We start from the raw sequence: 23,587 nt of genomic DNA, 5'->3' as shown, positions 1-23,587 counted from the left end.
TCCGGGGCGGCGCGGGGGGCGCCCCCCGCCCCCCCCGACACGGGCACCACCACAGACCCGAAAGCCGCAGACCCGGACGCCGAGGCCACAGACGCCGAGGCCACGGACGCCGAGGACTCCGGCGCCGAGACCGCGCGCCCCTTCAGGATCGTCGCCGTCACCTCCTGCCCGACCGGCATCGCCCACACCTACATGGCGGCCGAGTCCCTGGAGAACGCGGGTCGTGAGGCGGGCGTCGAACTGGTCGTCGAGACGCAGGGCTCGGCCGGCTTCACCCGGCTCGAACCGGCCGTCATCGCCGCGGCGGACGGCGTGATCTTCGCTCATGACGTCCCCGTACGCGACAAGGACCGCTTCGCGGGCAAGCCCACCGTGGACGTCGGCGTGAAGGCGGGCATCAACCGTCCCGCCGCACTCATCACCGAGGTGCGGGGGAAGGCAGCGCGCGGTGAGGTGAGCGCCGCGGCGGCCGGCGGCGGCACGCCGGTCGAGCGCACCGGCGAGTCCGGTGACAGTTACGGCACCAAGCTGCGCAAGTGGCTGATGACGGGCGTCAGCTACATGGTCCCGTTCGTCGCCGCGGGCGGTCTGCTGATCGCTCTCGGGTTCGCGATCGGCGGCTGGGAGATCAACAAGGCGCCCTCGGTCATGGAGCACTTCTCCTGGACCGAGGTCGACAGCTGGGGCGCCCTGCTGTTCCAGATCGGCGGGGTCGCGTTCGGCTTCCTCATCCCGGTCCTGGCCGGTTACATCGCGTACGGCATGGCGGACCGGCCCGGCCTCGTGCCCGGCTTCGTCGGCGGCATGATCGCCTCCAACATCGCCGCCGGCTTCCTCGGCGGGCTGGTCGCCGGTCTGCTGGCGGGTGGCATCGTCCTCGCGATCCAGCGGATCAAGATCCCGCCGGTGTTCCGGGGCATCATGCCGGTGGTGGTGATCCCGCTGATCTCCTCGCTGATCGTCGGCTTCCTGATGTTCGTCGTGATCGGCAAGCCCATCGCCGAGGCCCAGAAGGGCATGACGGACTGGCTGGCCGGCCTCTCCGGCACCAACGCCGTCCTGCTGGGCGTGCTGCTCGGCCTGATGATGTGCTTCGACCTCGGCGGCCCCGTCAACAAGGTCGCGTACGCCTTCGCAACGGCCGGTATCGCCGTCCAGGACCCCAGCGACTCCGCGATGAAGGTCATGGCCGCGGTGATGGCCGCGGGCATGGTCCCGCCGCTGGGCATGGCGCTCGCGACCACCGTCCGCAAGAAGCTCTTCACCCCGACCGAGCGCGAGAACGGCAAGGCCGCCTGGGTGCTGGGCGCCTCCTTCATCTCCGAGGGCGCGATCCCGTTCGCGGCGGCCGACCCGCTGCGGGTCATCCCGGCCTCGATGGCGGGCGGCGCGGTCACCGGTGCCCTGTCGATGGCCTTCGGTGCCACCCTGCGCGCCCCGCACGGAGGCATCTTCGTCGTCCCGCTGATCGGCAACCCGTTCCTGTACCTGGTCGCCATCGCGGCGGGCGTGTGCGTGACGACGGGCGTGGTCGTCGTCCTCAAGGGCCTGCGCAAGCCGGTCCCCGGCACCACCGGGCCCGGGACGACGGACGACCCGGCGGCCGTCACGACGGCGGAGACGAAGCAGCCGGTGGCCGCGTAAGCCTCACCCTGCCTGCGGCTGCCTGCGGCTGCTTGAGGTGGCGGGTGCGGGTGCGGGTGCCGGGTGCTGGTGCCGGGACCGCCGGACCGCCGGACCGCTGGACCGCGAATGCGGCTGCCGGCTGTGGACTGCTGACACCGGAGTACGGCCAGGGGGTGACCATCTGCGGCAATTAGTGGCTCTCCATGCCGAACGGGCCTATCGCATGATCTGCGCGATAGGCCCGACCTGCGAGATACGTCACGGTCCGGGGCGCACGCCCCGTACCGTGGTGTCTACTGGGCGGTATGCCCGTGCATCTAACGCCCCCTCAGCTGACGGCCCTGACCGTCCTCGCCGTGGCGTCCGTCGCCTGGCTGATGCTCATGACCCGCATACTGCGGCGCGGCCGCTCAGCCGGTGAGGTCCACGCCGCGCTCCCCGCCCCGCAGGTGCTGCCCGCCCTCCCGCGTCAACGGCAGTCCGATCCTGGCCTGGAGGCCGTCGAACTGACCCCGGCGGAGAAGGATGCCTTCGCCGGCCTGGTACGGCAGCTCAGCGGCGGCGGCTGAACAGCGGCTCGGCGGCGGTCACTGAACGGCTCGGGAAACCTGCGCCGCCCTGCGTTCCATCGCGTCCCGGGCCGCGGTCTCGGACGCGTACACCTCGCACATGTGCCGTCCGTCGGACGTCGCCGTGTGTTCGACCTCCCACAGGGAGATCTCCCGGCCGTCGCGCAGCAGGAACGCGTGCTCGTAGAGCGAGTAGCCCAGGCCGATCCGGCCCGCCCGGCAGGGCCGTCCGAAGGCCTGCGTGATCTGGTGCGCGAAGGCCGACTTCAGCAGCGCGGACGTGTCCGCGTCGGGCCGGTCGGGGTTCTCCGCTCGGCGCAGCAGCCTGCGCGCGTGGTCCGCCGAGTCGTCCGGCACGTACACGTGTCGGGGCCCGGGGACCGGCGACAGCTGCACCATCACCGGCAGTTCGAAGTCCGGCGTGTCCGACGGCAGCGGCAGCCGGGCCGTGGCGGCGCGCAGCTCCTCCTCGTCGACGTACACCTCGTGCTGCGGCTCGCTGCCCGGCGCGGTGTTGTGCACGAGCTCCCACAGTGTGAGCGCGCAACCGTCCGCCAGCAGCCAGGTGTGCCGGTACGTCTCCCGGTGCAGGCCCGCACTGTGGTGCGCGGAGTGCAGAGAGCTGTCATGGGCGAGTGCGCAGTCGAGCCGCCGCAGGGCCTCGTCGGGCAGCTCGAACGAGTTCAGGGCGCGACCGAGCAGCCGCGCGAGGTGCTCCTCCGGAGACTCGGGCGACTCGGCTGGTTCGTACGCTGTTGTCTCGTACGGAACGCTCAAGGTTTCTCCCGGCGTTGCTGCATGTCACCTTGTGGGTGCATACCGTAGCCCCTCGGTCGGACATCATGCCCGGGAACCGAGAAAACGTACGCCGTGAAAACGAGGGGGCCGCGCGAAAAATTCCCGCACGGCCCGACAGTCCGTCAGAAAACGCCGGTCGGAGGGCCTCTCCGGCGATCAGGCGGAACCCCCTGCGGTCCACTCCGCCCAGGACATGTTCCATCCGTTGAGCCCGTTGTCCGGGGCGACCGTCTTGTCGGGAGAGTTCTTGACGATCACCACGTCGCCGATCGCCGAGTTGTCGTAGAACCACTTGGCTGATGTGTCGCCCTGCGCGCCCTGTATGTCCGCGAGTCCCACACAGCCATGGCTGGTACCGGTACGGCCGAAGGGAGGATTGCCTCGGTTGTACCAGTAGTTGCCGTGGATGAAGGTGCCGGACGTCGTCAGGCGCATCGCGTGCGGCACGTCCGGGATGTCGTACTCGCCGCCCAGATTGACCGTCCGGCTGTTCATGCGGGTCTGCGTGAACTTCTCGGAGATCACCATCTGGCCGTTGTACGTGGTGTGCTCCGGGCTGCCCGACGAGATCGGAACCGTCTTCAGGGTCCGCCCGTCCCGCACCACCGTCATGGTCTGCGTGTTGACGTCGACCGTGGACACCTGCGACCGACCGATGGTGAAGGTGACCGTCTTCTTCTGCACCCCGTAGACGCCGTTCGCGCCCTCGACGCCGTCCAGGTCGATCTTCATCGTGACCTTGGAGCCGGCCTTCCAGTACTCCTCGGGCCGGAAGTCGAGCCGCTGCGCGCCGAACCAGTGCCCGACCACCTGCTGGCCGCTGCTGGACGTGACCGTGATGTGCGACTGCACGGCCTTCGTGTCGCCGATGGCCTTGTCGAAAGTGAACGACACCGGCATCCCGACGCCGACCGTCGTGCCGTTGTCCGGGGTGTAGGTCCCTATGAAGCTGTTGGCCGAAGCGACCGTAGTGAAGATGGAGTTGGCGGCGGCGGTCTTGCCGTTCGCGTCCTTCGCGGTCGCCGATATCTGGTACTTCGTCCCGCGCTCCAGCCGCTCCTTCGGCTTCCAGGTGCTGCCGTCGGCCGCCAACGAACCCTCGACGGCCTGACCGGACCCGGCCACCGTCATCCTCACCTCGGTGAGCCGGCCGTCACTCACCTTCACTCCGGTCGCGTTGATCGACGCGCCTGTCGAACCGTCCTTCGCCGAGATGGCGATCTTCGCGGTGGACGTCTTGACGCTGCTCCCAGTGTCCTTGGCGTCGTCCTTGTTCTTGGCGTTGGCGCTGCCCCCGCAGGCGGTCAGGGTCAGGGCGCCGACCACCAGGACGGCACAGGCTCCCACTGCGCGCCGCACTGTCATGTCCGCCTTTGTCACGGGCTGCTCCAGTTTCATGTGAGGTGAGTGATCCGCTCCAGTACGTGGAGAAGGAGGGACCAGGCGGCCGGTGAGGTTCCCTCCGACCGCCCTTGACGCCATCACGTGACAGAACCCGGACAATCACCGGCGCCGGCGCGGGTGATTGTCCCGGCGCCCCTCTCGGCCGAGGAAGTTTGGAGCTCCTGACGCTGGAGTGCGTTCAAGAGCGTTTTGGTGAGCGGGAGCGGGGGCGGTCGGTTTCGCCGTATCCCCGGACCACGGACACGATCCGTGCCGTCCGGACGCGGTGCGAACGCGGGCAACCAGAACGCCCAGCACCGTCCGGGGCGTTCGGCCGGCATGAGACCTGGCAACAGGACTCACTCCCGCTCAGTCTCCAGGAACGGTCACCGGCCCCCGTACAACTCCTCGTACGACGGCCACGCCCCGCCCGGCCCGTCCACCGATTCGGCGGCGCGCACGGCCCGTACGATCGCGCGCGTCACCGTGTCGGCACCCGCCGCGAGGATGTCGTTCAGGGCGAGCGGGTTCTCGGGGTCGAGGGGACGGGCACCCGTAGCCAGCGTGAAGACCGTGTCCCCGTCGTTGAGCAGGTGCACCGGCCGCACGGCACGGGCGATGCCGTCGTGCGCCGTACCCGCCAGCTTCTGCGCCTGCGCCTTCGACAGGTCCGCGTCGGTGGCGACCACCACGAGCGTGGTGTTGAGCAAGGGAGGCGCGTTCCGTGCCGTGGTCTCGGCGAGACGTCGGCGCGCGGCCTCGTGCACGCGCGCGTCCGGGTACTCCACACGCCCCTGGAACAACTCCCCGTACAGCACGCCGGTCTCCGGGTCCGCTACCGACCCGGCCGCGTTGGCCACCACCAGTGCGGCCACCGTGATCCCTGAGTCGAGGAGCACACTCGCGCTGCCGACGCCGCCTTTCATGGGCCCGACGGCGGAGCCCGTCCCGGCACCCACGCATCCCTCCCGCACCCGAGCCCCCGGAGCGCTCGCCGCGGCCGCCTCCACGGCCGCCCGGCCGGTGGCCGCGTCAGGGCGGGCCCGGAAGTCGCCACCCCGCCCCAGGTCGAAGACGCAGGCGGCGGGTACCACCGGGACGACGTGCGTCGGATCCGTCCCGACGCGGACCCCGCGCCCCTGCTCCTCCAGCCAGGCCATCACGCCGGAGGCCGCGTCGAGCCCGTAGGCGCTGCCGCCGGTCAGCACGATCGCCTCGACCCGCTGCACCACATTGCGCGGATCGAGGGCGTCGGTCTCCTTCGTGCCGGGACCGCCGCCGCGCACGTCCACGGCGGCCACGGCGCCGTCCTCCGGCGCGAGGACGACCGTCGTACCGGTGAGCCAACCGTCGCCCGTCCGCGTGGCGTGTCCCACGCGGACGCCGACGACATCCGTCAGAGCGTCAACTGTCATGTGAGCCAGTCTCGCCCGGTTCACACCCTGCGCGGTGGTGTCACAGCGCGTCACACCACCGCGCTCGAAGCCCGTGCGGGGTTCTCCCGTGACTCCCGCGCGACCAGGCGCGCCGTCAGAATCGTCCCGGTCGCCACCGCCAGCGCCGACACCAGACCGGCCGCGAGGACCGCCCACTCGCCGAGGAAGGTGCAGCAGATCACCAGCAGCGCGGTGACGGGCAGCACCAACTGCTGAGCCAAACCCACCTTGAAGTGGCGTGCGTGCAGCGCCCAGACCGTCAGCAGGTACAGCGCCGTCGGCAGGGTGACCGCGGCCGACGCGGCGACCGTGGAGAGATGGGCCTCGCCGACCGCCTGCTCGACCGCGACCTCCAGGCCCGCTCCGATCGCCGCGGCCGAGGCGAAGACGAGGTAGTGCCCGTAACCCCAGAGAAACGACTGCCTGTTGGAGCGCAGATGCCCGTGGATGGGCACCACGAAGTAGATCCACCAGGCGGCGAAGACGATCAGCAGTCCGCCCACCGCGATCGGCAGCAACTCGCCCAGCGCGTCGTTCTTCTCGATGCCGGACTTCACGGCGACCGTGGCCGCCGCGATCGTCTCGCCCAACACGATGATCGTGAACAGCCCGTAGCGCTCCGCGATGTGATGCGGATGCCAGGACGTCGGATGGTCCTTCTCCGCGTAGATCGGCACGCACATCTCCAGCGGCGCCATCACCAGGAACAGCCACGCCCTGCCGCCCTCGGGCAGGGTCAGCAGCCCCAGCCAGCCGACCTGGCAGAGCAGCACACCCCCGGCGTACCGCAGCGCCATCGTCCGCTCCGGGCCCTTGGCGGACCACGCGACTCGCAGCCACTGCGAGCTCAGCGCGCACCTCATGATCGCGTAGCCCAACCAGACGGCCACGAACTCGTGATCCTCGAACGCCCGCGACACGCCCGCCGCGAGCACCAGGACCCCGGCGATCTGCACCAGCGTGACGATCCGGTACAGGACGTCGTCGTTGTCGTACGCCGACGCGAACCAGGTGAAGTTCATCCAGGCCCACCAGATGGCAAAGAAGACCATCGCGTAGTTGAGGATTCCCTCGCCTGCATGGGACCCGGCCACGGCATGAACCAGTTGGATGCCCGCCTGGGCGATGGCCACGACGAAGCACAGGTCGAAGAAGAGCTCGAGTGGCGTGGCGACCCGGTGTGTCTCGTCCCGCCCGCGCGCGGTCAGCCTGCGCAGAGGTTTCGCGCGGCTGGGGGCCGGTGAGGCGGGGGTCCCGGAGGGGGAGGGAGCGGCCGGCGGGGGCGTACTGGACGTCATGGGTACCAGCACAGCAGACAACCGCCGGAAAATCTTGTGCGGAATCCGCAGGCCCGCGGGACGCCCGGCGGGTGGCCGCGCCCCGATCCGAGCGGGTGCCGGGGCCGTACCCTGGACGGATGAGTACCTCCTCCGCCTCCGAGCCGCGCGACCCGAAGGCCGCGCTGATCTTCGACGACCCACTGGACCGGCAGTCCTCGGACGACACCGACCGCGGGTGGGGCGAGCGGCCGGCGACCGAGGGCGACAGCGTCGCCGACCTGAAGCGCTTCCTCGACGAGAAGCCGCCCCACCACATCTGAACCCGGCTCGTGGCGGTGCCGAGACAGGCCCGGTGGCCCCGGCGGAGCACCGACCGCAGTGCCTCCGGTACCGCCACTACCGCTCGTTGCGGCCCGCGTCCCGCTGGGCGACCAGCGCGTCGCGGATCTCCTTGAGCACCTCCAGCTCGGTCACCTCCAGGACCTCCTTCGTGCCCTCCTTGGCCTTCCTGCGGGCTTCCACGGTCGCCAGGTACTTCGACATGGGCAGAACCATCAGGAAGTAGACGACCGCCGCGGTGACCACGAAGGTCAGGGTCGCGCCGAGGACGGATCCCCACAGGATCTGCACGCCCGTCGCGCTGTCCCCCGTTCCGGCGCAGCGGCCCTTGAGGCAGGAGCTGTAGCCGTCCAGATTCTGGGTGCCGACCGCTCCGATGAGCGGGTTGATGATCCCCTTCACTACCGAGTTGACGATGTTGGTGAAGGCCGCGCCGATCACCACCGCGACGGCCAGATCGACGACGTTCCCACGCATCAGGAAGGCCTTGAAGCCCTGCCAGACGCTTGCCTTCTTTGCGCTCACCTCGGGGACACTCCTCGCATGTACAGGTTGTGGAACAAACAGCTCCGCAACCTACGTCAACGCCAGGCGACCGTGTCCAACGAGGTCCCTGGAACGAGGGGTTTGACGTCACCACAGGGTCACCGCCAGCCGAGCCGTCGCGCTCGCCCCCGCCAGGCGCGCGGCGGTGGACCGGGGCACCGAGAGGACGACCAGCGCCCCGTCGTCTGCCGTGCCGGCAGTGGTGTCCAGCGGCTCCGGAACCTTCGTCACCAGGGCTCCGCGCGCGACCACATGGGCATCGCCGCCCGGGTCGCCCATGCCGCCCATCGCCGTCGGTTCGGCAGCGATGACATCGACCCGGTCACCGGGGCGCAGCAGTCGGACCGTCGCAGCGTCGGCGATCCGCACCGGAGCCGTCACCTTCTCCCCGGCGTGAGGGCCATACCCAGGGGCGCGCGCTGACGCCTGCGTGCGGGCGTGCGATCCCCCGCTCGCGTCCGCATGCGAGGGCCCAGCGCCGGGATGTCCGCGCCCCGGATCGTCGCCCCGAGGGCCGGCCGCCAGAAGCGTGGCCGCGGTGATGGCGAGCCCCAGGGCGATGGCCCGCCGTCGGCTCCGTACGAGCCGTCCCAGCCGGTACCGTCCGCCGCGGACCCGCACGGGAGCGAACGCCGGCACCTGGCACGTGGCCGGAGCGTCCGCGCCGAGTCGGTGCGCCGCGGGCGGGAGAGAGAAGGGAACGGGCGAAGGGAACGGAGAGGGAGGAACGAGGGGGTCGGACATGGGATCACCACCTGCGAGGAGGGACGGGTCTGCGAAGCCACGATGAGCCTTCGCGCCGCCGCTCGCCGGAGCCGGTGGACTACCGCCGGGTTGTGGACAACTCCCTCACTCGAAGGAGGACTTCCGCCCCCGAGCATCCGGACTCCCCCGCACCTGCGAGTCCGTCAAGGCAGCTCGAACCCCGGATTCAGACCGCCCAGCGCGTTCACACACAGGCAGTCCCGCTCCCCGTCGGAAGGCAGCGCGGCCACCGTGTCGAACAGCACGCCCCGCAGCCGGTCCACGTTCGCCGCGAATACCCGCAGCACTTCCTCGTGCGAGACGCCCTCACCTCTCTCGGCGCCCGCGTCAAGATCGGTGACCAGGGTCAATGACGTGTAGCAGAGCTCGATTTCACGGGCGAGCGCGGCCTCCGGATGCCCCGTCATACCCACCACCGACCAGCCCTGCGCCTGGTGCCACAACGATTCGGCACGGGTGGAGAACCGCGGTCCCTCGATCACGACCAGCGTCCCGCCGTCCACCGGTTCCCACTCCCGGCCGCGCGCCGCCTTCAGAGCCGCGGAGCGCCCCACGGGGCAGTAGGGGTCGGCCAGGGACACGTGCACCACGTTGGGCACCGTGCCGTCGGGCAAGGGCAGCCCGTCGAAGTACGTTCCGGTCCGCGACTTCGTACGGTCGACCAGCTGATCGGGCACGAGCAGAGTGCCGGGCCCGTACTCGGACCGCAGACCGCCCACCGCGCCTGGACCGAGGACCTGGCGCGCCCCGACCGAGCGCAGCGCCCACAGGTTGGCCCGGTAGTTGATCCGGTGCGGCGGCAGATGGTGTCCGCGGCCGTGCCGGGGCAGGAAGGCGACCCGCCGGTCGGCGATCTCGCCGAGGAAGAGGGAATCGCTGGGCGGTCCGTAGGGGGTCTCGACCTGGAGCTCGGTCACATCGTCGAGGAACGAGTAGAAGCCGGAGCCGCCGATCACGCCGATCTCTGCGTTCGCCTTGTTCGCCATGCGTCGCACCCTAACCGCCCCGGGAAACGCCGAAGACCCCGTCGTCGTATGACGACAGGGTCCCGTGAGGCGGGCCTACGCGGCCGAGCTGCTGCCGGTCGAGGTGCCGGTGCTCGACGGCTTCGAGCCCGAGGACGACGAGGTCGACGGCTTAGAGTCCGAGCCGGACGTCGAAGGCTTCGAGGACGACGCCGGCGCGCTGCTCGACGAGGAGCCGCGGCTGTCGTTGCGGTAGAAGCCGGAGCCCTTGAAGACGATGCCGACGGCGGAGAACACCTTCTTGAGGCGGCCACCGCAGTTGGGGCACTCGGTCAGGGCATCGTCGGTGAACTTCTGCACCGCCTCGAGGCCCTCGCCGCACTCGGTGCACTGGTACTGGTAGGTCGGCACTGTCTTCCTCCTGGCACTCTCACTCAGTGAGTGCTAACGACGGTCTATCTTGACGTATTCCCGAGGATCAGTCCACTGTCACCGGCACGCGGTGACCGACGCCACGTGCGACGGTCCGCGCGCGGGGGTGCGCCGCGAGTCGTGAACGCAGGGCCAGGAGGGTCACCAGGGCGAGCACCGTGCCGCCCATGGGCACCAGGAAACCGGCGCCGCCCCAGAAGCGGTCCTCCAGTTGTCCGGCGACCGTGACGGCGGCCGCCTGGCCGAGCGCGACCGCGCCGGTCAGCCAGGTGAACGCCTCGGTGCGGGCGCCGGCCGGGACCAAATCCTCGACCAGTGTGTAGCCGGTGATCAGCGCGGGAGCGATGCACATGCCGACCAGGAGGCCCAGGCCCGCCAGCGCGAGCACCGAGTGTGCGGCCCACAGGCCGGAGGCGACGAGCGCCAGCGCGGTATAGGCGACGACCAGGCGCTGCCGCGGGGCGGCCTTCCAGGCGATGGCGCCGCAGACCAGGCCGGAGAGCATGTTGCCCGCGGCGAAGGTGCCGTACAGGACGCCGTTCAGGCCGGGATCGCCGATGGACTCGGTGAACGCGGCCAGTGAGACCTGCATGCCGCCGAAGACGGTGCCGATGCCCAGGAAGGCCACGATCAGTACGCGCACCCCGGGGACGCGCAGAGCCGAGGCGTGCTCCACGCGTGCGTGCCCGGCGGCGGCGACCTGGGGCTGCGTGCTCTTCCGCGCGGCGAACAGCAGACCGCCGAACAAGGTCAGCGATGCCTCGGTTACCAGGCCGGCGGCCGGGTTGACGCCGGTGCACAGGGCGGTCGCCAGCAGCGGGCCGAAAACGAAGGTGAGCTCGTCGGTGACGGACTCGAAGGCCGCCGCGGTGGTCATCAGGGGCGAGCCCTTCAGCCGCACGCCCCAGCGGGCCCGCACCATGGGCCCGACTTGCGGCACCGAGGCGCCCGTGGGCACGGCCGCCAGGAACACCGTCCACAGGGGCGCGTGGGTCAGGGCGAGCGCGGTGAGGGTGAGGCCCGACAGCGTGTGCACGAGTACGCCGGGGATCAGCACCGCGCGCTGCCCATAGCGGTCCGCGAGACGTCCGCTGTAGGGCGCGCACAGCGCCATGGAGACACCGGTTACGGCCGCGGCGGCACCGGCCGCGCCGTATGAGCCGGTGGTGTGCTGCACGAGCAGCACGATGGAGATGGTGAGCATCGCGAACGGCTGGCGGGCCGCGAAGCCGGGCAGCAGGAACGTCCAGGCGCCGCGGGTGCGCAGCAGCCGGCCGTATCCCGGGCGGGAGGAGGCCGACGAGTCCTTCGACGGCTCGGTGGTGACCGTGGATGCCACGGCCCGTGCCTTTCTGCCGCCTGGTAGCGCGACCCCGTTCTGTGGCGGGGGCGCCGAGAGCTGTCCTCTTGCGCGTGCTGCGGTAGATGCCGGTGCTCGCTGCGCGAGGTGTCCCGGCCGCCATACGGTCGCGCCAGCTCTGCGTCAGGCAGAGTTGGTTCGATCAAGGTGTGCCTTCATCTTACAGGGGTCAAGGATCGCCATCCCTGTGAAAACGCGCACTGTATGGCGAGCCGCCTCCGAATGAAGGGGGTGTGAACGGTACGAAACGTGCACTTAACGCGTGCCGCCGCCCGTGCCCAGCCATCCGGCGAGTTTGCCGCCGTGCCCGACGGCGCGCAGTCGCCGTTCAGCCGCGTCGCGGACCGGGTCGGTGGCGACGACGAGGAGTTCGTCGCCGTGCCGCAGCACGGTCGTCGGCATCGGCACGAACGACGTCCCGTCGCGCACGACGAGGGTGACGGCCGCCCCGGCCGGCAGCCGCAGCTCGTTGACCTCGACGCCGTGCATCTTCGACCCCTCGGGGATCGCCACCGACAGCAGATGCCCGCGCAGCCGCTCCAGGGGTGCCGACTCGACGCCGAGGTCGGCGGCCTCCGGATCCCCGCCCAGGCGTAGTTTGCGCGCCAGCCAGGGCAGCGTCGGCCCCTGGATGAGGGTGTAGACGACGACCAGGACGAAGACGATGTTGAAGATGCGACGGCTGGCGTCGACGCCGTTCACCATGGGGATCGTCGCCAGGATGATGGGGACGGCGCCGCGCAGGCCGGCCCAGGACATCAACGTCTGCTCCTGCCAGGGCACCCGGAACGGTGTCAGGCACAGCACGACGCTGAGCGGGCGGGCCACCATGGTCAGCACCAGGCCGATGACAAGGGCGGGCAGTACGTCGTCGCCCAGCTCGTGCGGGGTCACCAGGAGGCCGAGCAGCACGAACATGCCGATCTGGGCGATCCAGCCGAGGCCGTCGGCGAACCCGCGGGTTGCGGGCCAGTGCGGCAGTTTCGCGTTGCCCATGACCATCGCTGCGAGGTAGACGCCCAGGAAGCCGCTGCCGTGTGCCAGCGAGCCCGCCGCGTAGGCGGTGACCGCGATCGCCATGACGGCGATCGGGTAGAGGCCGGAGGCGGGCAGCGCGACGTGCCTGAGGCCCCAGGAACCCAGCCAGCCGACCGCGAGGCCGATGGCGGCGCCGATGGCCAGTTCCAGCGCTATCTCGCCCAGCAGCACGTACCAGTGCTCGACGGGGCCCGCCGTGGAGAAGGCGACCACCAGGATGACCACCGGGGCGTCGTTGAAGCCGGACTCGGCCTCCAGCGTGCCCGTCACGCGCGAGGGGAGGGGGATCTTGCGCAGGACGGAGAAGACCGCCGCCGCGTCGGTCGAGGACACCACCGCGCCGATGATCAGCGCCTGTCTCCACTCCAGTCCGGTCACGAAGTGCGCGGCCGTGGCGGTGACGCCGACACTGACCGCGACTCCGGCCAGCGCCAGCGCCGTGGCGGACGGCAGAGCCGGTTCGATCTCCTTCCACTTCGTGCCGAGGCCGCCCTCGGCGAGGATCACGACCAGTGCGGCGTAGCCGATGACCTGGGTCATCTCGGCGTTGTCGAAGTGGATGTTGCCGATGCCGTCCTGGCCCATGAGGACGCCGATGCCCACGTACACGAGCAGGCTGGGGAGCCCGCTGCGCGAGGAGATCCGGACCGCTGCGACGGCGACGAGCAGGACGAGCGAGCAGACGAGCAGGAGCTGGTTGAGGTGGTGGACAGTCAGCGGCGGTCCTTTCACCGGCGCGCGCGGCTTGCGCGCGGGCGCACATGTGCATCGGATACATCGGACACGAAGCTGCGCGCTCCGGACCCAACTACTTCGTTACCTTACCTAACTCTTGACGATTTCTTGACACTCGGCGAGGGAAGATCGAACATCCCTCCGGGCCGCTACCCGACTCCGCGTCAAGTGGCTCAAGGCCCTGCGCCTATGGTTGCTTCAGCGCTCAGTAGAAAGCACAGCCCGCCCTGCCGCTCGCGTTAGGACAGCAAGGACAGCGATGCCCCCCAACACCACCGCCACATCGGGTGACAAGCCCGGCAAGTCCGGCAGGAAAAAGGGGCGCAAAGCCCGTTTGATCGTGCTTGTGCTGGTGCTGGCCCTCATCGGAGGCATCGCCTACGGCGGCTACTGGTCCATCAGCACCGTCCGCGCGTCCTTCCCGCAGACCAAGGGTTCGACCACACTCGAGGGTCTGACCGGGCCCGTGGACGTGAAGCGGGACGGTTACGGCATCCCGCAGATCTACGCGGACTCCGACGAGGACCTGTTCATGGCGCAGGGCTACGTGCAGGCCCAGGACCGGTTCTACGAGATGGACGTGCGCCGTCACATGACCTCCGGGCGCCTGTCGGAGATGTTCGGCAAGAGCCAGGTCGATAACGACGAGTTCCTGCGCACCCTGGGCTGGGACCGCGTCGCCAAGCAGGAGTACGACACCAAACTGTCGGCCGACACCAAGAAGTACCTCCGCGCCTACGCCAAGGGGGTCAACGCCTACCTCAAGGGCAAGGACGGCGCCGACATCTCCCTGGAGTACGCGGCTCTGGGCTTCACCAACGACTACAAGCCCGCCGAGTGGACCCCGGTCGACTCGGTCTCCTGGCTGAAGGCGATGGCCTGGGACCTGCGCGGCAACATGCAGGACGAGATCGATCGCGCCCTGATGACCAGCCGCCTCGGGCCGGCCCAGATCGCCGAGCTCTACCCGCAGTACCCGTACGACCGTAACCAGGCGATCGTCCAGGAGGGTCAGTACGACGAGCTGACCAACACCTTCGAGCAGAGCGACGGCCGGAGCGGCTCCGGCGGCAGCTCCGCGGACGGCGGCTCGGGCGACGGCACGGGTACGTCCTCCGGATCGTCCTCGAGCACGGACGGCTCGGCCCTGCAGAGCCAGCTCTCGGGCCTCTACAACGTTTTGGACGACCTGCCCACGGCCGTCGGCGTGAACGGCAACGGCATCGGCTCCAACTCCTGGGTCGTGGCCGGCAAGTACACGATCACCAGCAAGCCGCTGCTGGCCAACGACCCGCACCTGTCGGCCTCGCTGCCGTCCGTCTGGTACCAGATGGGCCTGCACTGCCGCGCCCTCTCCAGCAAATGCCGGTACGACGTCTCCGGCTACACCTTCGCGGGCATGCCCGGTGTGATCATCGGCCACAACCAGACCATCTCCTGGGGCATGACCAACTCCGGCGTCGACGTCACCGACCTCTACCTGGAGAAGCTCTCCGGCGACGGCTACCAGTACGACAACAAGGTGAAGCCGTTCACCACGCGCGAGGAGACCATCGAGGTCGCCGGCGGCGCGTCGAAGAAGATCGTCGTACGACAGACCCAGGACGGCATGCCGCTGCTGTCCGACCGCGACGACGAGCTCGTCAAGGTCGGCAAGAAGGCCACCGTGAACACCGCGGCGCCCGACCGCGGCGACGGCTACGGGGTCGCCCTGAAGTGGACCGCGCTGGAAGCGGGCAGGTCCATGGACGCCGTCTTCGCCATGGGCATGGCGAAGGACTGGGACGACTTCCGTGACGCGGCCAAGAAGTTCGACGTGCCCTCGCAGAACCTCGTCTACGCCGACACCTCGAACAACATCGGCTACCAGCTGCCCGGAAAGATCCCCACGCGCGCGAAGGGCGTCGACGGCTCGATCCCCACGCCCGGCTGGAACCCCAAGTACAAGTGGACCGGCACGATCGCCTTCGACAAGCTGCCCTACGAGTACAACCCCGACCGCGGCTACATCGTCACCGCCAACCAGGCCGTGGTCGACAAGGACAAGTACCCCTACACGCTCACCACGGACTGGGGTTACGGCGCACGCAGCCAGCGGATCACCGACCTGATCAAGAGCAAGATCAAGGGCGGCGGCAAGATCTCCACCGACGACATGCGGCAGATGCAGCTGGACGACGACAGTGAGATCGCGAAGCTGCTCGTGCCCGTGCTGAAGAAGATCAACCTCGACGACCCGGACGTCCGCGAGGCGCAGAAGCTGCTCGAGAACTGGGGCTTCACCCAGGATGCCGACTCGGCCGCGGCCGCCTACTTCAACGCGGTCTGGCGCAACATCCTCAAGCTGGCCTTCGGCAACAAGCTGCCCAAGGAACTGCGCGTCGAGGGCCAGTGCCTGTGGGTGGACCCGGTCAACACCACCGGCCCGGTCGACGACACCGACAAGGTCCGCGAGTGCGGCCAGCGCGACGCCGACCAGGCGCAGCCGGACGGCGGCGACCGCTGGTTCGAGGTCGTGCGCAACCTCATGTCGAAGCCGGACAGCGACTGGTGGACGACGCCCGAGTCGGGCACCCGCCCCGGCGCCGACCACGACCGCGACAAGCTGTTCAAGCGCGCCATGATCGATGCCCGCTGGGAGCTGACCGCCAAGCTCGGCAAGGACATCGACACCTGGAGCTGGGGCCGGCTGCACCGCCTGTTCCTGAAGAACCAGACCCTGGGCACCAGCGGCCCCGGCTTCCTTCAGTACATCCTCAACCGCGGCCCGTGGAAGCTCGGCGGCGGCGAGGCGACGGTCAACGCGACCGGCTGGAACGCGGCCGGCGGCTACGGCGTCGTGTGGGTGCCGTCGATGCGGATGGTGGTCAACCTCGACGATCTCGACAAGTCGAAGTGGATCAACCTCACCGGAGCCTCGGGGCACGCCTTCAGCGCGCACTACACCGATCAGACGAGCAAGTGGGCCAACGGTGAACTGCTCGACTGGTCCTTCTCGAAGAAGGCGGTAGACGACAGCACCAGCGACACCCTGGTGCTCAAACCCTGAGTGGCCGACGGGCTGACGGGCTGACCGGCCGGAAGGGCCCTCCACGCGCGCGTGGAGGGCCCTTCCGCGTGCGGTTCGGATGTCAGGTGAAGCGGCGCGTCCCCGAGGGCGTCACCACCGTGTGCACCGGCCGGTCATGCGCCTCCTCGGGGACGCGCTCGACGACCTCGGCGTCGTACAGGAGCACCACCAGCGAGGGACGGGCGCCGGCGTGCGCCAGACGGGCCAGCACGCGGTCGTACGAGCCTCCGCCGCGACCCAGGCGCATCCCGCGCTCGTCGACCGCCAGTCCCGGCAGCAGCACCACGTCGGCGGCCGTCACGGCGTCCGGGCCGAGGCGCTCACCGGTCGGCTCCAAGAGGGCCGTCCTGCCGCCGTGTTGGACCCGCGCGAGAGAGCCCTCACCGGCGTAGGCACCCCAGTCCAGGTCGTTGTCGGGCAACAGTGCGGGGAGCAGCACACGCGCGCCCCGCGCGCGCAGCGCGTCCAGCAGCGTCAGGGTGCCGGGCTCGGTACCCACGGAGACGTACGCGGCCACCGTGCTCGCGTGCGCCAACTCGGGCAGCTCAAGGGCCCGCTCGGCCAGCGAGACGGCCGCCGCGCGCACGTCATCGGTCGTCAACTTGTTTCTCACGGCGAGGAACCCTCGTCGCAACATGCGTTTGTCAGACTTTGCTCCGCCTTCGAGATGGCTCATATGTCGCTCCCGGACTTCTCCCCGCACCGTTTCAATGAGTTCATATGATCATTAATTAATCAGAGGCACAGATCCCTCTCAAAGTCACCGGATAAGGTTGCCGCCATGACTCAGTCGCACCCCAGGATCAGCAAGGCTGTCATCCCCGCAGCCGGCCTCGGCACCCGGTTCCTGCCGGCGACCAAGGCCACTCCCAAGGAGATGCTGCCGGTCGTGGACAAGCCCGCTATCCAGTACGTGGTCGAAGAGGCCGTCTCCGCCGGTCTCGACGACGTCCTCATGGTCACAGGCCGCAACAAGCGCCCCCTGGAGGACCACTTCGACCGCAACTACGAACTCGAGTCGGCCCTCCAGAAGAAGGGCGACGCCGCCCGGCTCGCCAAGGTCCAGCAGTCCAGTGACCTGGCGACCATGCACTACGTGCGCCAGGGCGACCCCAAGGGCCTCGGGCACGCCGTCCTGTGCGCGGCCCCGCACGTCGGGCAGGAGCCCTTCGCCGTCCTGCTGGGCGACGACCTGATCGACCCCCGCGACCCGCTGCTCCAGCGGATGATCGAGGTGCAGGAGCAGCACGGCGGCAGCGTCGTCGCGCTCATGGAGGTCGCCCCCGAGCAGATCCACATGTACGGCTGCGCGGCCGTGGAGGCCACCGTGGACAGCGACGTCGTCCAGGTGACCGGCCTCGTCGAGAAGCCGGAACCGGCGGACGCGCCGTCGAACTACGCGATCATCGGACGCTACGTCCTCGACCCGAGCGTGTTCGGCATACTGCGCCGCACCGAGCCCGGCCGAGGCGGCGAGATCCAGCTCACCGACGCCCTCCAGCAGCTCGCGCAGGACGAGAAGATCGGCGGCCCCGTCCACGGAGTCGTCTTCAAGGGCCGCCGCTATGACACCGGCGACCGCGGCGACTACCTGCGTGCCATTGTCAGACTCGCGTGCGAACGTGAAGATCTGGGTCCGGACTTCCGGTCCTGGCTTCGCAGTTACGTCACCGAGGAGATGTAGCCACTTTGAGCACCGCCGCGCCCCGCCCCGCCGGCCAGGACCACCTGTGGTCGGTGGACGAACACCTGGAGGACATCCTCGCCACCGTCCGCCCCCTGGAACCCATCGAGCTGCAACTGCCCGACGCCCAGGGCTGCGTCCTGGTCGAGGACGTCATGGTGCCGGTCTCGCTGCCGCCCTTCGACAACAGCTCCATGGACGGCTACGCGGTGCGGGTCGCGGATGTCGCGGGCGCGAGCGAGGAGTTCCCGGCGGCTCTGGACGTGGTGGGGGACGTCGCGGCGGGACAGGCGACCGACCAGCTGTACGTGGGACCCGGCCAGGCCGCCCGGATCATGACCGGCGCCCCGCTCCCGGCCGGCGCCGAGGCCGTCGTTCCCGTGGAGTGGACCGACGGCGGGCTCGGCGAGGGCCCGGTCAGCGGGATGCGTGCCCGCAGCCTCGCCCCCGAGCAGGCCTCGGGGCACGTGCGCGTGTACCGGTCCGCCGAGGCACGCGCGCACGTACGCGCGAAGGGCAGCGACGTACAGGCGGGGGACCGCGCCCTCGACGCCGGGACCGTCCTCGGACCGCCCCAGATCGCCCTGCTCGCCGCCATCGGCCGAGGCGCCGTACGCGTGCGCCCGCGTCCGCGCGTGGTCGTGATGTCCACCGGCAGCGAACTCGTCCAGCCCGGCGAGGAGCTGGGCAGCGGCCAGATCTACGACTCCAACAGCTTCGCCCTCACCGCCGCCGCCCGGGACGCCGGCGCGATCGCCTACCGGGTCGGCGCGGTCGCCGACGACGCCGACACGCTCCGCTCCACGATCGAGGACCAGCTCGTCCGAGCCGACCTCGTCGTCACCACCGGCGGGGTGAGCGTCGGGGCGTACGACGTCGTCAAGGAGGCGCTGGAGCACGTCGGTGACGAGGACGAGGCGGGCGGCGGCGTCGAGTTCCGCAAGCTGGCCATGCAGCCCGGCAAACCCCAGGGCTTCGGCTCCATCGGCCCCGACCACATCCCCCTGCTGGCCCTGCCCGGCAATCCGGTGTCGTCGTACGTCTCCTTCGAACTGTTCGTCCGCCCCGCCATCCGCACCCTCATGGGGCTCGAGGACGTCCACCGGCCCACCACGCGCGCGAGGCTGACCGCCGACAAGCCGCTGACCTCGCCGAAGGGCCGCAGACAGTTTCTGCGCGCCAGCTATGCCGACGGCACCGTCCGTCCGGTCGGCGGCGCCGGATCCCACCTGGTCGCGGCCCTCGCGCACGCCGACTCGCTGATCGTCGTCCCCGAGGACGTGGAGTCCGTCGAGCCCGGTAGCGACGTCGAGGTGGTCCTCCTCGGCTGAGTGCTCCTGGTTGGGGGTACCGTGTCGCGCACGACAGGCCGGACCGGGAGCGCCACACCACCATGAGCACGCAGGACCGACTCACGCACATCGACGACGCGGGTGCCGCCCGTATGGTCGACGTTTCCGGCAAGGACGTCACCGCGCGCACCGCGCGGGCCAGCGGGCGCGTCCTCGTCTCGCCCCGCGTGGTCGAGCTGCTGCGCGGCGAAGGGGTCCCCAAGGGGGACGCGCTGGCCACCGCGCGGATCGCGGGCATCATGGGCGCCAAACGCACCCCGGACCTCATCCCGCTGTGCCACCCCCTGGCCGTCTCGGGTGTGAAACTGGATCTGTCGGTCGCGGACGACGCCGTGGAGATCATCGCCACGGTGAAGACGACGGACCGGACGGGCGTCGAGATGGAGGCCCTCACCGCGGTCTCCGTCGCCGCGCTCACCGTGATCGACATGATCAAGGCGGTCGACAAGAAGGCGGTCATCACGGACGTGCGCGTGGAGGAGAAGACGGGCGGCAAGTCGGGCGACTGGAGCCGGGCATGACACTCGACACGTCGGCCGGCGCCGCCCTGCCCGCTCCGTACAGCGCACTGGTCGTGACCGCCTCCAACCGGGCCGCCGCCGGCGTCTACGAGGACAGGGGCGGCCCGCTGATCGCCGAGGGCCTGCGTGGCTTCGGCTTCGCCGTCGACGGGCCGCAGGTCGTCCCCGACGGGGACCCGGTGGAGGCCGCGCTGCGGGCCGCCGTCGCGGCCGGGTACGACGCCGTCGTCACCACCGGCGGCACCGGCATCTCGCCCACCGACCGCACACCCGAGGCGACCCGCGCGGTGATCGACCACGAGGTGCCGGGCATCGCCGAGGCCATCCGGGCGTACAGCCGGGAGAAGGTCCCCACCTCGGCGCTCTCCCGGGGCCTGGCCGGAGTGGCGGGTGGCACGCTGATCGTCAACCTGCCGGGCTCCTCCGGCGGAGTGAGGGATGGTCTCGCCGTCCTGGAGCCGCTGCTGATCCATGCCGTCGACCAGATCCGCGGCGGCGACCATCCCGGGTCCGGTCAAGGGGGTGCCAGCTGAACGGCTCATCCTGGCCCGTCGAACTGGTGGAGGGCGATATCGTCCTGCGGCCGATAAAGCTGCGCGACCAGCGGGCCTGGCGCGAGGTCAACCGGCGCAACCGGGACTGGCTGCGCCCCTGGGAGGCGACCATCCCGCCGCCGGCGCCCAGCGGGCCGATCGCGCACCGGCCGACCTACCGGCAGATGGTCCGGCACCTGCGTTCCGAGGCGAACGCCGGGCGGATGCTGCCGTTCGTCATCGAGTACCAGGGGCGGCTCGTCGGGCAGTTGACGGTCGCCGGGATCACCTGGGGGTCGATGTGCTCCGGGCACGTCGGCTACTGGGTGGACGAGTCGGTGGCCGGTCGCGGTGTGATGCCGACGGCCGTGGCGCTCATCGTGGACCACTGTTTCCGTACCGTCGGACTGCACCGCATCGAGGTCTGCATTCGCCCCGAGAACGGCCCCAGCCGCCGGGTCGTGGAGAAACTCGGATTCCGCGAGGAAGGGCTGCGGCCGCGCTATCTCCACATCGACGGCGCCTGGCGCGACCACCTCGTCTTCGCGCTCACCGCGGAGGAGGTCCCGGAGGGCCTGCTGAACCGGTGGCGGCGCACCCGCTCGCAGAAGGCGTCCAATTGAATAGTCCGAATAAACGTTCGAAAATGATCGGTTGATCGCACCGGTCGCAAAAAAAGTTCGAAATATCAGCCAGATCGTGCGACACACCGGCCCAATTGGCGGATGGCCTCACGCAAACCCCTCTACCGTGTGAGGCGTGAGCAGCAGCGGCCTCATCTACGCAGTCATTGTCGGGGCCTGGGCCGCCTACTTGGTGCCGATGTGGCTCCGTAGGCAGGACGAGCTGAACGAGGCCCGTCCGACGGAACGCTTCAGCACCGCCATCCGGCTGCTGTCCGGACGGGCGGGTATGGAGCGCCGGTACGCCAAGGACCTGCAGGCGCGCTCCACCGAGGAGGGGGAGTCCGACGCCGACGTTCCGGACGGCGCCACCGCATCGGTGGACGTCCGGTCCTTCGCCATGCCTCCGACCCGCCCGCAGGTCAAGGCGCCGGTCCAGGATCGTGGCCAGGAACGAGCTCAGGAGCGCGGCCAGGAACGAGGGCCGGGGCGCCCGGAGTCGGCTCGTGAACCGGTGCGTGAACCGGTGATCAAGTCCGCCCAGGACTCACGCGAACGCGAGCAGGGTGCCAAGCACGCGCGCGAAGGGGGTGTCGCTCCGACGGGCCGGCGGGTGCCGGTAGCCCGGCGCACGCCCTCCGAGCAGGCGTCCGCCGCGCGCGCTCAGCGCTCGAAGGCGCTCGCGCGCCGTCGGCGTACCACCGTGATGCTCTTCCTCGCCTTCACGCTCGGCGCGATCGTCGCGGCGGTCGGCGGGCTCGCGTTCCTCTGGGCACCCGCCGTGCCCGCCGTCCTGCTCAGTGCGTACATCGGATACCTGCGCTCCCAGGAACGCCGCCGCTTCGCGTACCAGATGGACCGCAGGCGGGCCGAGGTGGCCGCCCAGCGGCTGCGGGAACGTCAACCGCGCCGACGTGCGCCCGGCTCGACGAGCGCCTCGTCCGTCGACCACGGCCCCGACGCCGGCGCAGAGGAGCCCCACGCGCGCCCCGAACCGGAGACCGACCCGGGCCTGCTGGCGCTGGCCGCGGACCGCAGGGCACTTGTCGAGCAGACCGATCACGCGGAGTGGGTCGACCAGCAGCGCGAGCGGCAGCGCCGGCCGGGACACGGCGAGAGCTGGGACCCCGTCCCGGTACCGCTGCCGACGTACGTGACCGCGCCGGTCGCGCCCAGGGCGACCTCCGACGTGGACCTCGGGGCGCCGGACGCGTGGAGCTCGGCCCGCTCGAGTTCGGTGGCACCGGAGCATGAGGCGGCGGACACCGGGACCGCGCCGGCCGAAGACTCCGACGGGGCGGACCCCGCGGAGGACACGATGGCGGACGGCGACGAGCGAAGCGACGCCCGCCGCGCGGCCTCGGCCCGGCGCTCGCGCGAACGCGGCCGCACGCCGCTGTTCGACCAGTACGAGGACGGCGAGCGGCCTCGGGCCGCCAACGAATAAGGGGCTCGGCACCCCGCCTCCGGCCTCGGGGAACGGATTTCCAAGCAGGCCGACGGGGATGCTAGAGTTTCACTCGTTGCAAGGGCCTGTGGCGCAGTCTGGTAGCGCACCTCGTTCGCATCGAGGGGGTCTGGGGTTCAAATCCCCACAGGTCCACCGCAGCATAGAACCCCTGCCGGGGAGATCCGGCAGGGGTTCTTTGGTGTCGTACAGCAGCGAAGTACAGCAACTACTCCGGATCTTGGTCCCCAAGGTGCTTGCCCAGCTTGCGCAAGGCCCGGCGGGTGGCCTCCGACGGGACGCGCGTGTACACCTCCATCGTCACCGCGATCTTGCTGTGTCGAAGGATCTGCATCGCGACCCGCGGGTGCACGTCGAGCGCCGCGAGGAGCGAACCGCACGTGTGGCGGGTCTCGTGCAGCCGGATCTGACGGACGTCGGCCCGGGTCGAGCGGTCGACGAAACCGGCGGTTGAAGTTCCGGGGTTCGATCGGTGTCCCGTAGCGCGTCGTGAACACGAAGTCGAAGTCCGACCACAGCTCGCCGGCCGCTTGCCTGGCCAACTCCCGTTCAGTTCAGGGAGGAGCGGACCGTCTTCACGCGTTCCATGGGGTAGGGCATGCGTCCGTTCGTTCCCCTGTCGTGCCCGCCGATGGCTGATGGCTTGACTCAACTTCAGCGCTGGTAGCTTCGGGAGCGTGATCGTGTACCCGCTTTGGCATGTTGGCCACCAGAACGAGGCCGGCAACAACGGCTCGACCGTCCATGTCGACGAAAGCGGCGTCTTCGTCGACGAGCAGGACGGCGACGACGTGAAACTGCTCGGCATCTACTCGACACGGGAGCGGGCAGAGGAGCGCATGAAGCGAGCTCAGTTGCTGCCGGGCTTCCGGGACGAGCCGGAGTGCTTCATCCTCGACGGTTACGAACTCGACGAAGACACCTGGACCGAGGGCTTCGTGCGGATCCCACCAGGCGAATAGGGGCAGCGGGTACCGCGAGAGGTACAGCAGCAAAATACAGCAACCGGCACGACCGCGATCGACCGTCACCGGCTCACAGCGGCCGGCTGATCAGCCCGGCAG

The 23,587-nt window shown here is 70.0% G+C and carries 22 protein-coding genes, 1 tRNA gene and 1 pseudogene; 13 read left to right on the top strand and 11 right to left on the bottom strand.

The window, feature by feature from the left end:
• A partial coding sequence (locus ACFWBB_RS18890; protein ID WP_385273213.1) for a PTS fructose transporter subunit IIC occupies positions 1–1,644 on the top strand: 1,644 nt, incomplete at its 5' end.
• Between the two features lie 287 nt (positions 1,645–1,931).
• A complete protein-coding gene (locus tag ACFWBB_RS18885) occupies positions 1,932–2,195 on the top strand; it encodes a hypothetical protein (protein WP_385273209.1) in 264 nt (87 codons plus the stop codon).
• An 18-nt stretch (positions 2,196–2,213) separates the two neighbouring features.
• Here ACFWBB_RS18885 and ACFWBB_RS18880 read toward each other — a convergent pair whose 3' ends face one another.
• Positions 2,214–2,972 carry a DUF6227 family protein gene (locus ACFWBB_RS18880; protein WP_385273206.1) on the bottom strand — a complete coding sequence of 253 codons (759 nt, stop codon included), beginning with the start codon at positions 2,970–2,972 and terminating at the stop codon, positions 2,214–2,216.
• A gap of 177 nt (positions 2,973–3,149) precedes the next feature.
• Positions 3,150–4,391 carry an Ig-like domain-containing protein gene (locus ACFWBB_RS18875; RefSeq protein WP_385273203.1) on the bottom strand — a complete coding sequence of 414 codons (1,242 nt, stop codon included), beginning with the start codon at positions 4,389–4,391 and terminating at the stop codon, positions 3,150–3,152.
• Positions 4,392–4,619: 228 nt separating this feature from the next.
• Between ACFWBB_RS18875 and ACFWBB_RS18870 the strand changes: the two are divergent.
• Positions 4,620–4,753: pseudogene (locus ACFWBB_RS18870) on the top strand (transposase); the annotation flags it as partial.
• A 9-nt stretch (positions 4,754–4,762) separates the two neighbouring features.
• Here ACFWBB_RS18870 and ACFWBB_RS18865 read toward each other — a convergent pair.
• Together ACFWBB_RS18865 and ACFWBB_RS18860 are read right to left on the bottom strand one after the other, a co-directional pair.
• A complete protein-coding gene (locus ACFWBB_RS18865) occupies positions 4,763–5,791 on the bottom strand; it encodes a P1 family peptidase (protein ID WP_385273200.1) in 1,029 nt (342 codons plus the stop codon).
• Positions 5,792–5,841: 50 nt separating this feature from the next.
• The gene (locus ACFWBB_RS18860; RefSeq protein ID WP_385273197.1) at positions 5,842–7,110 is read right to left on the bottom strand and encodes a low temperature requirement protein A; all 1,269 of its coding nucleotides are present in this window, start codon (positions 7,108–7,110) and stop codon (positions 5,842–5,844) included.
• Between the two features lie 119 nt (positions 7,111–7,229).
• On the opposite strand from ACFWBB_RS18860, the gene ACFWBB_RS18855 reads away from it, so the two are divergent.
• Positions 7,230–7,412 (top strand): hypothetical protein, encoded by a 183-nt coding sequence (locus ACFWBB_RS18855; RefSeq protein ID WP_385273194.1) that lies wholly within the window; start codon positions 7,230–7,232, stop codon positions 7,410–7,412.
• A 76-nt stretch (positions 7,413–7,488) separates the two neighbouring features.
• Here ACFWBB_RS18855 and mscL read toward each other — a convergent pair whose 3' ends face one another.
• The 6 genes from mscL to ACFWBB_RS18825 form a co-directional block, all read right to left on the bottom strand.
• A complete protein-coding gene (mscL, locus tag ACFWBB_RS18850; RefSeq protein WP_385273191.1) occupies positions 7,489–7,956 on the bottom strand; it encodes a large conductance mechanosensitive channel protein MscL in 468 nt (155 codons plus the stop codon).
• 108 nt (positions 7,957–8,064) lie between these two features.
• Entirely contained in the window at positions 8,065–8,721 is a 657-nt protein-coding gene (locus ACFWBB_RS18845; protein ID WP_385273188.1) for a hypothetical protein, read from the bottom strand.
• Positions 8,722–8,885: 164 nt separating this feature from the next.
• The gene (locus ACFWBB_RS18840; RefSeq protein WP_385273185.1) at positions 8,886–9,728 is read right to left on the bottom strand and encodes an S-methyl-5'-thioadenosine phosphorylase; all 843 of its coding nucleotides are present in this window, start codon (positions 9,726–9,728) and stop codon (positions 8,886–8,888) included.
• A gap of 75 nt (positions 9,729–9,803) precedes the next feature.
• A complete protein-coding gene (locus tag ACFWBB_RS18835) occupies positions 9,804–10,118 on the bottom strand; it encodes an FmdB family zinc ribbon protein (protein WP_385273182.1) in 315 nt (104 codons plus the stop codon).
• Between the two features lie 67 nt (positions 10,119–10,185).
• A complete protein-coding gene (locus ACFWBB_RS18830) occupies positions 10,186–11,478 on the bottom strand; it encodes an MFS transporter (protein ID WP_385273179.1) in 1,293 nt (430 codons plus the stop codon).
• A 276-nt stretch (positions 11,479–11,754) separates the two neighbouring features.
• Positions 11,755–13,269 (bottom strand): potassium/proton antiporter, encoded by a 1,515-nt coding sequence (locus ACFWBB_RS18825; protein WP_385273176.1) that lies wholly within the window; start codon positions 13,267–13,269, stop codon positions 11,755–11,757.
• Positions 13,270–13,531: 262 nt separating this feature from the next.
• On the opposite strand from ACFWBB_RS18825, the gene ACFWBB_RS18820 reads away from it, so the two are divergent.
• A complete protein-coding gene (locus ACFWBB_RS18820; protein ID WP_385273173.1) occupies positions 13,532–16,321 on the top strand; it encodes a penicillin acylase family protein in 2,790 nt (929 codons plus the stop codon).
• Between the two features lie 82 nt (positions 16,322–16,403).
• Here ACFWBB_RS18820 and ACFWBB_RS18815 read toward each other — a convergent pair whose 3' ends face one another.
• On the bottom strand, positions 16,404–17,018 hold the full coding sequence (locus tag ACFWBB_RS18815) for a 5-formyltetrahydrofolate cyclo-ligase (RefSeq protein ID WP_385273170.1): 615 nt from the start codon (positions 17,016–17,018) through the stop codon (positions 16,404–16,406).
• Positions 17,019–17,123: 105 nt separating this feature from the next.
• Here ACFWBB_RS18815 and galU point away from each other — a divergent pair, with 105 nt between their 5' ends.
• The 8 genes from galU (at position 17,124) to ACFWBB_RS18775 (ending at position 23,485) form a co-directional block, all read left to right on the top strand.
• Positions 17,124–18,026 (top strand): UTP--glucose-1-phosphate uridylyltransferase GalU, encoded by a 903-nt coding sequence (gene galU / locus ACFWBB_RS18810; protein ID WP_385273167.1) that lies wholly within the window; start codon positions 17,124–17,126, stop codon positions 18,024–18,026.
• Positions 18,027–18,031: 5 nt separating this feature from the next.
• On the top strand, positions 18,032–19,357 hold the full coding sequence (glp, locus tag ACFWBB_RS18805) for a gephyrin-like molybdotransferase Glp (protein ID WP_385273164.1): 1,326 nt from the start codon (positions 18,032–18,034) through the stop codon (positions 19,355–19,357).
• Between the two features lie 62 nt (positions 19,358–19,419).
• Complete coding sequence (moaC, locus tag ACFWBB_RS18800; RefSeq protein WP_385273161.1) at positions 19,420–19,899, top strand: cyclic pyranopterin monophosphate synthase MoaC; 480 nt, start codon at positions 19,420–19,422, stop codon at positions 19,897–19,899.
• The gene (locus ACFWBB_RS18795; protein WP_385273158.1) at positions 19,896–20,432 is read left to right on the top strand and encodes a molybdenum cofactor biosynthesis protein B; all 537 of its coding nucleotides are present in this window, start codon (positions 19,896–19,898) and stop codon (positions 20,430–20,432) included. Before moaC ends, ACFWBB_RS18795 begins: the two co-directional genes overlap by 4 nt.
• Before the next feature lie 26 nt (positions 20,433–20,458).
• Positions 20,459–21,055: a GNAT family N-acetyltransferase gene (locus ACFWBB_RS18790; RefSeq protein WP_020128382.1), complete on the top strand. Its 597-nt coding sequence runs from the start codon at positions 20,459–20,461 to the stop codon at positions 21,053–21,055.
• 136 nt (positions 21,056–21,191) lie between these two features.
• The gene (gene glpR / locus ACFWBB_RS18785) at positions 21,192–22,502 is read left to right on the top strand and encodes a gephyrin-like molybdotransferase receptor GlpR (protein ID WP_385273154.1); all 1,311 of its coding nucleotides are present in this window, start codon (positions 21,192–21,194) and stop codon (positions 22,500–22,502) included.
• A gap of 82 nt (positions 22,503–22,584) precedes the next feature.
• Positions 22,585–22,658, top strand: a tRNA-Ala gene (locus ACFWBB_RS18780).
• A 542-nt stretch (positions 22,659–23,200) separates the two neighbouring features.
• Positions 23,201–23,485, top strand: coding sequence for a hypothetical protein (locus ACFWBB_RS18775; RefSeq protein WP_385273151.1), 285 nt, complete (start codon positions 23,201–23,203; stop codon positions 23,483–23,485).
• The last annotated feature ends 102 nt before the right edge of the window (positions 23,486–23,587 follow it).

Origin of the sequence: Streptomyces sp. NPDC060000, assembly GCF_042737375.1 — a bacterium.
Classification (GTDB): Bacteria; Actinomycetota; Actinomycetes; order Streptomycetales; family Streptomycetaceae; genus Streptomyces.
Note: the sequence above shows the minus strand (reverse complement) of the source record. Positions and strands in the feature narration are given on the sequence as shown.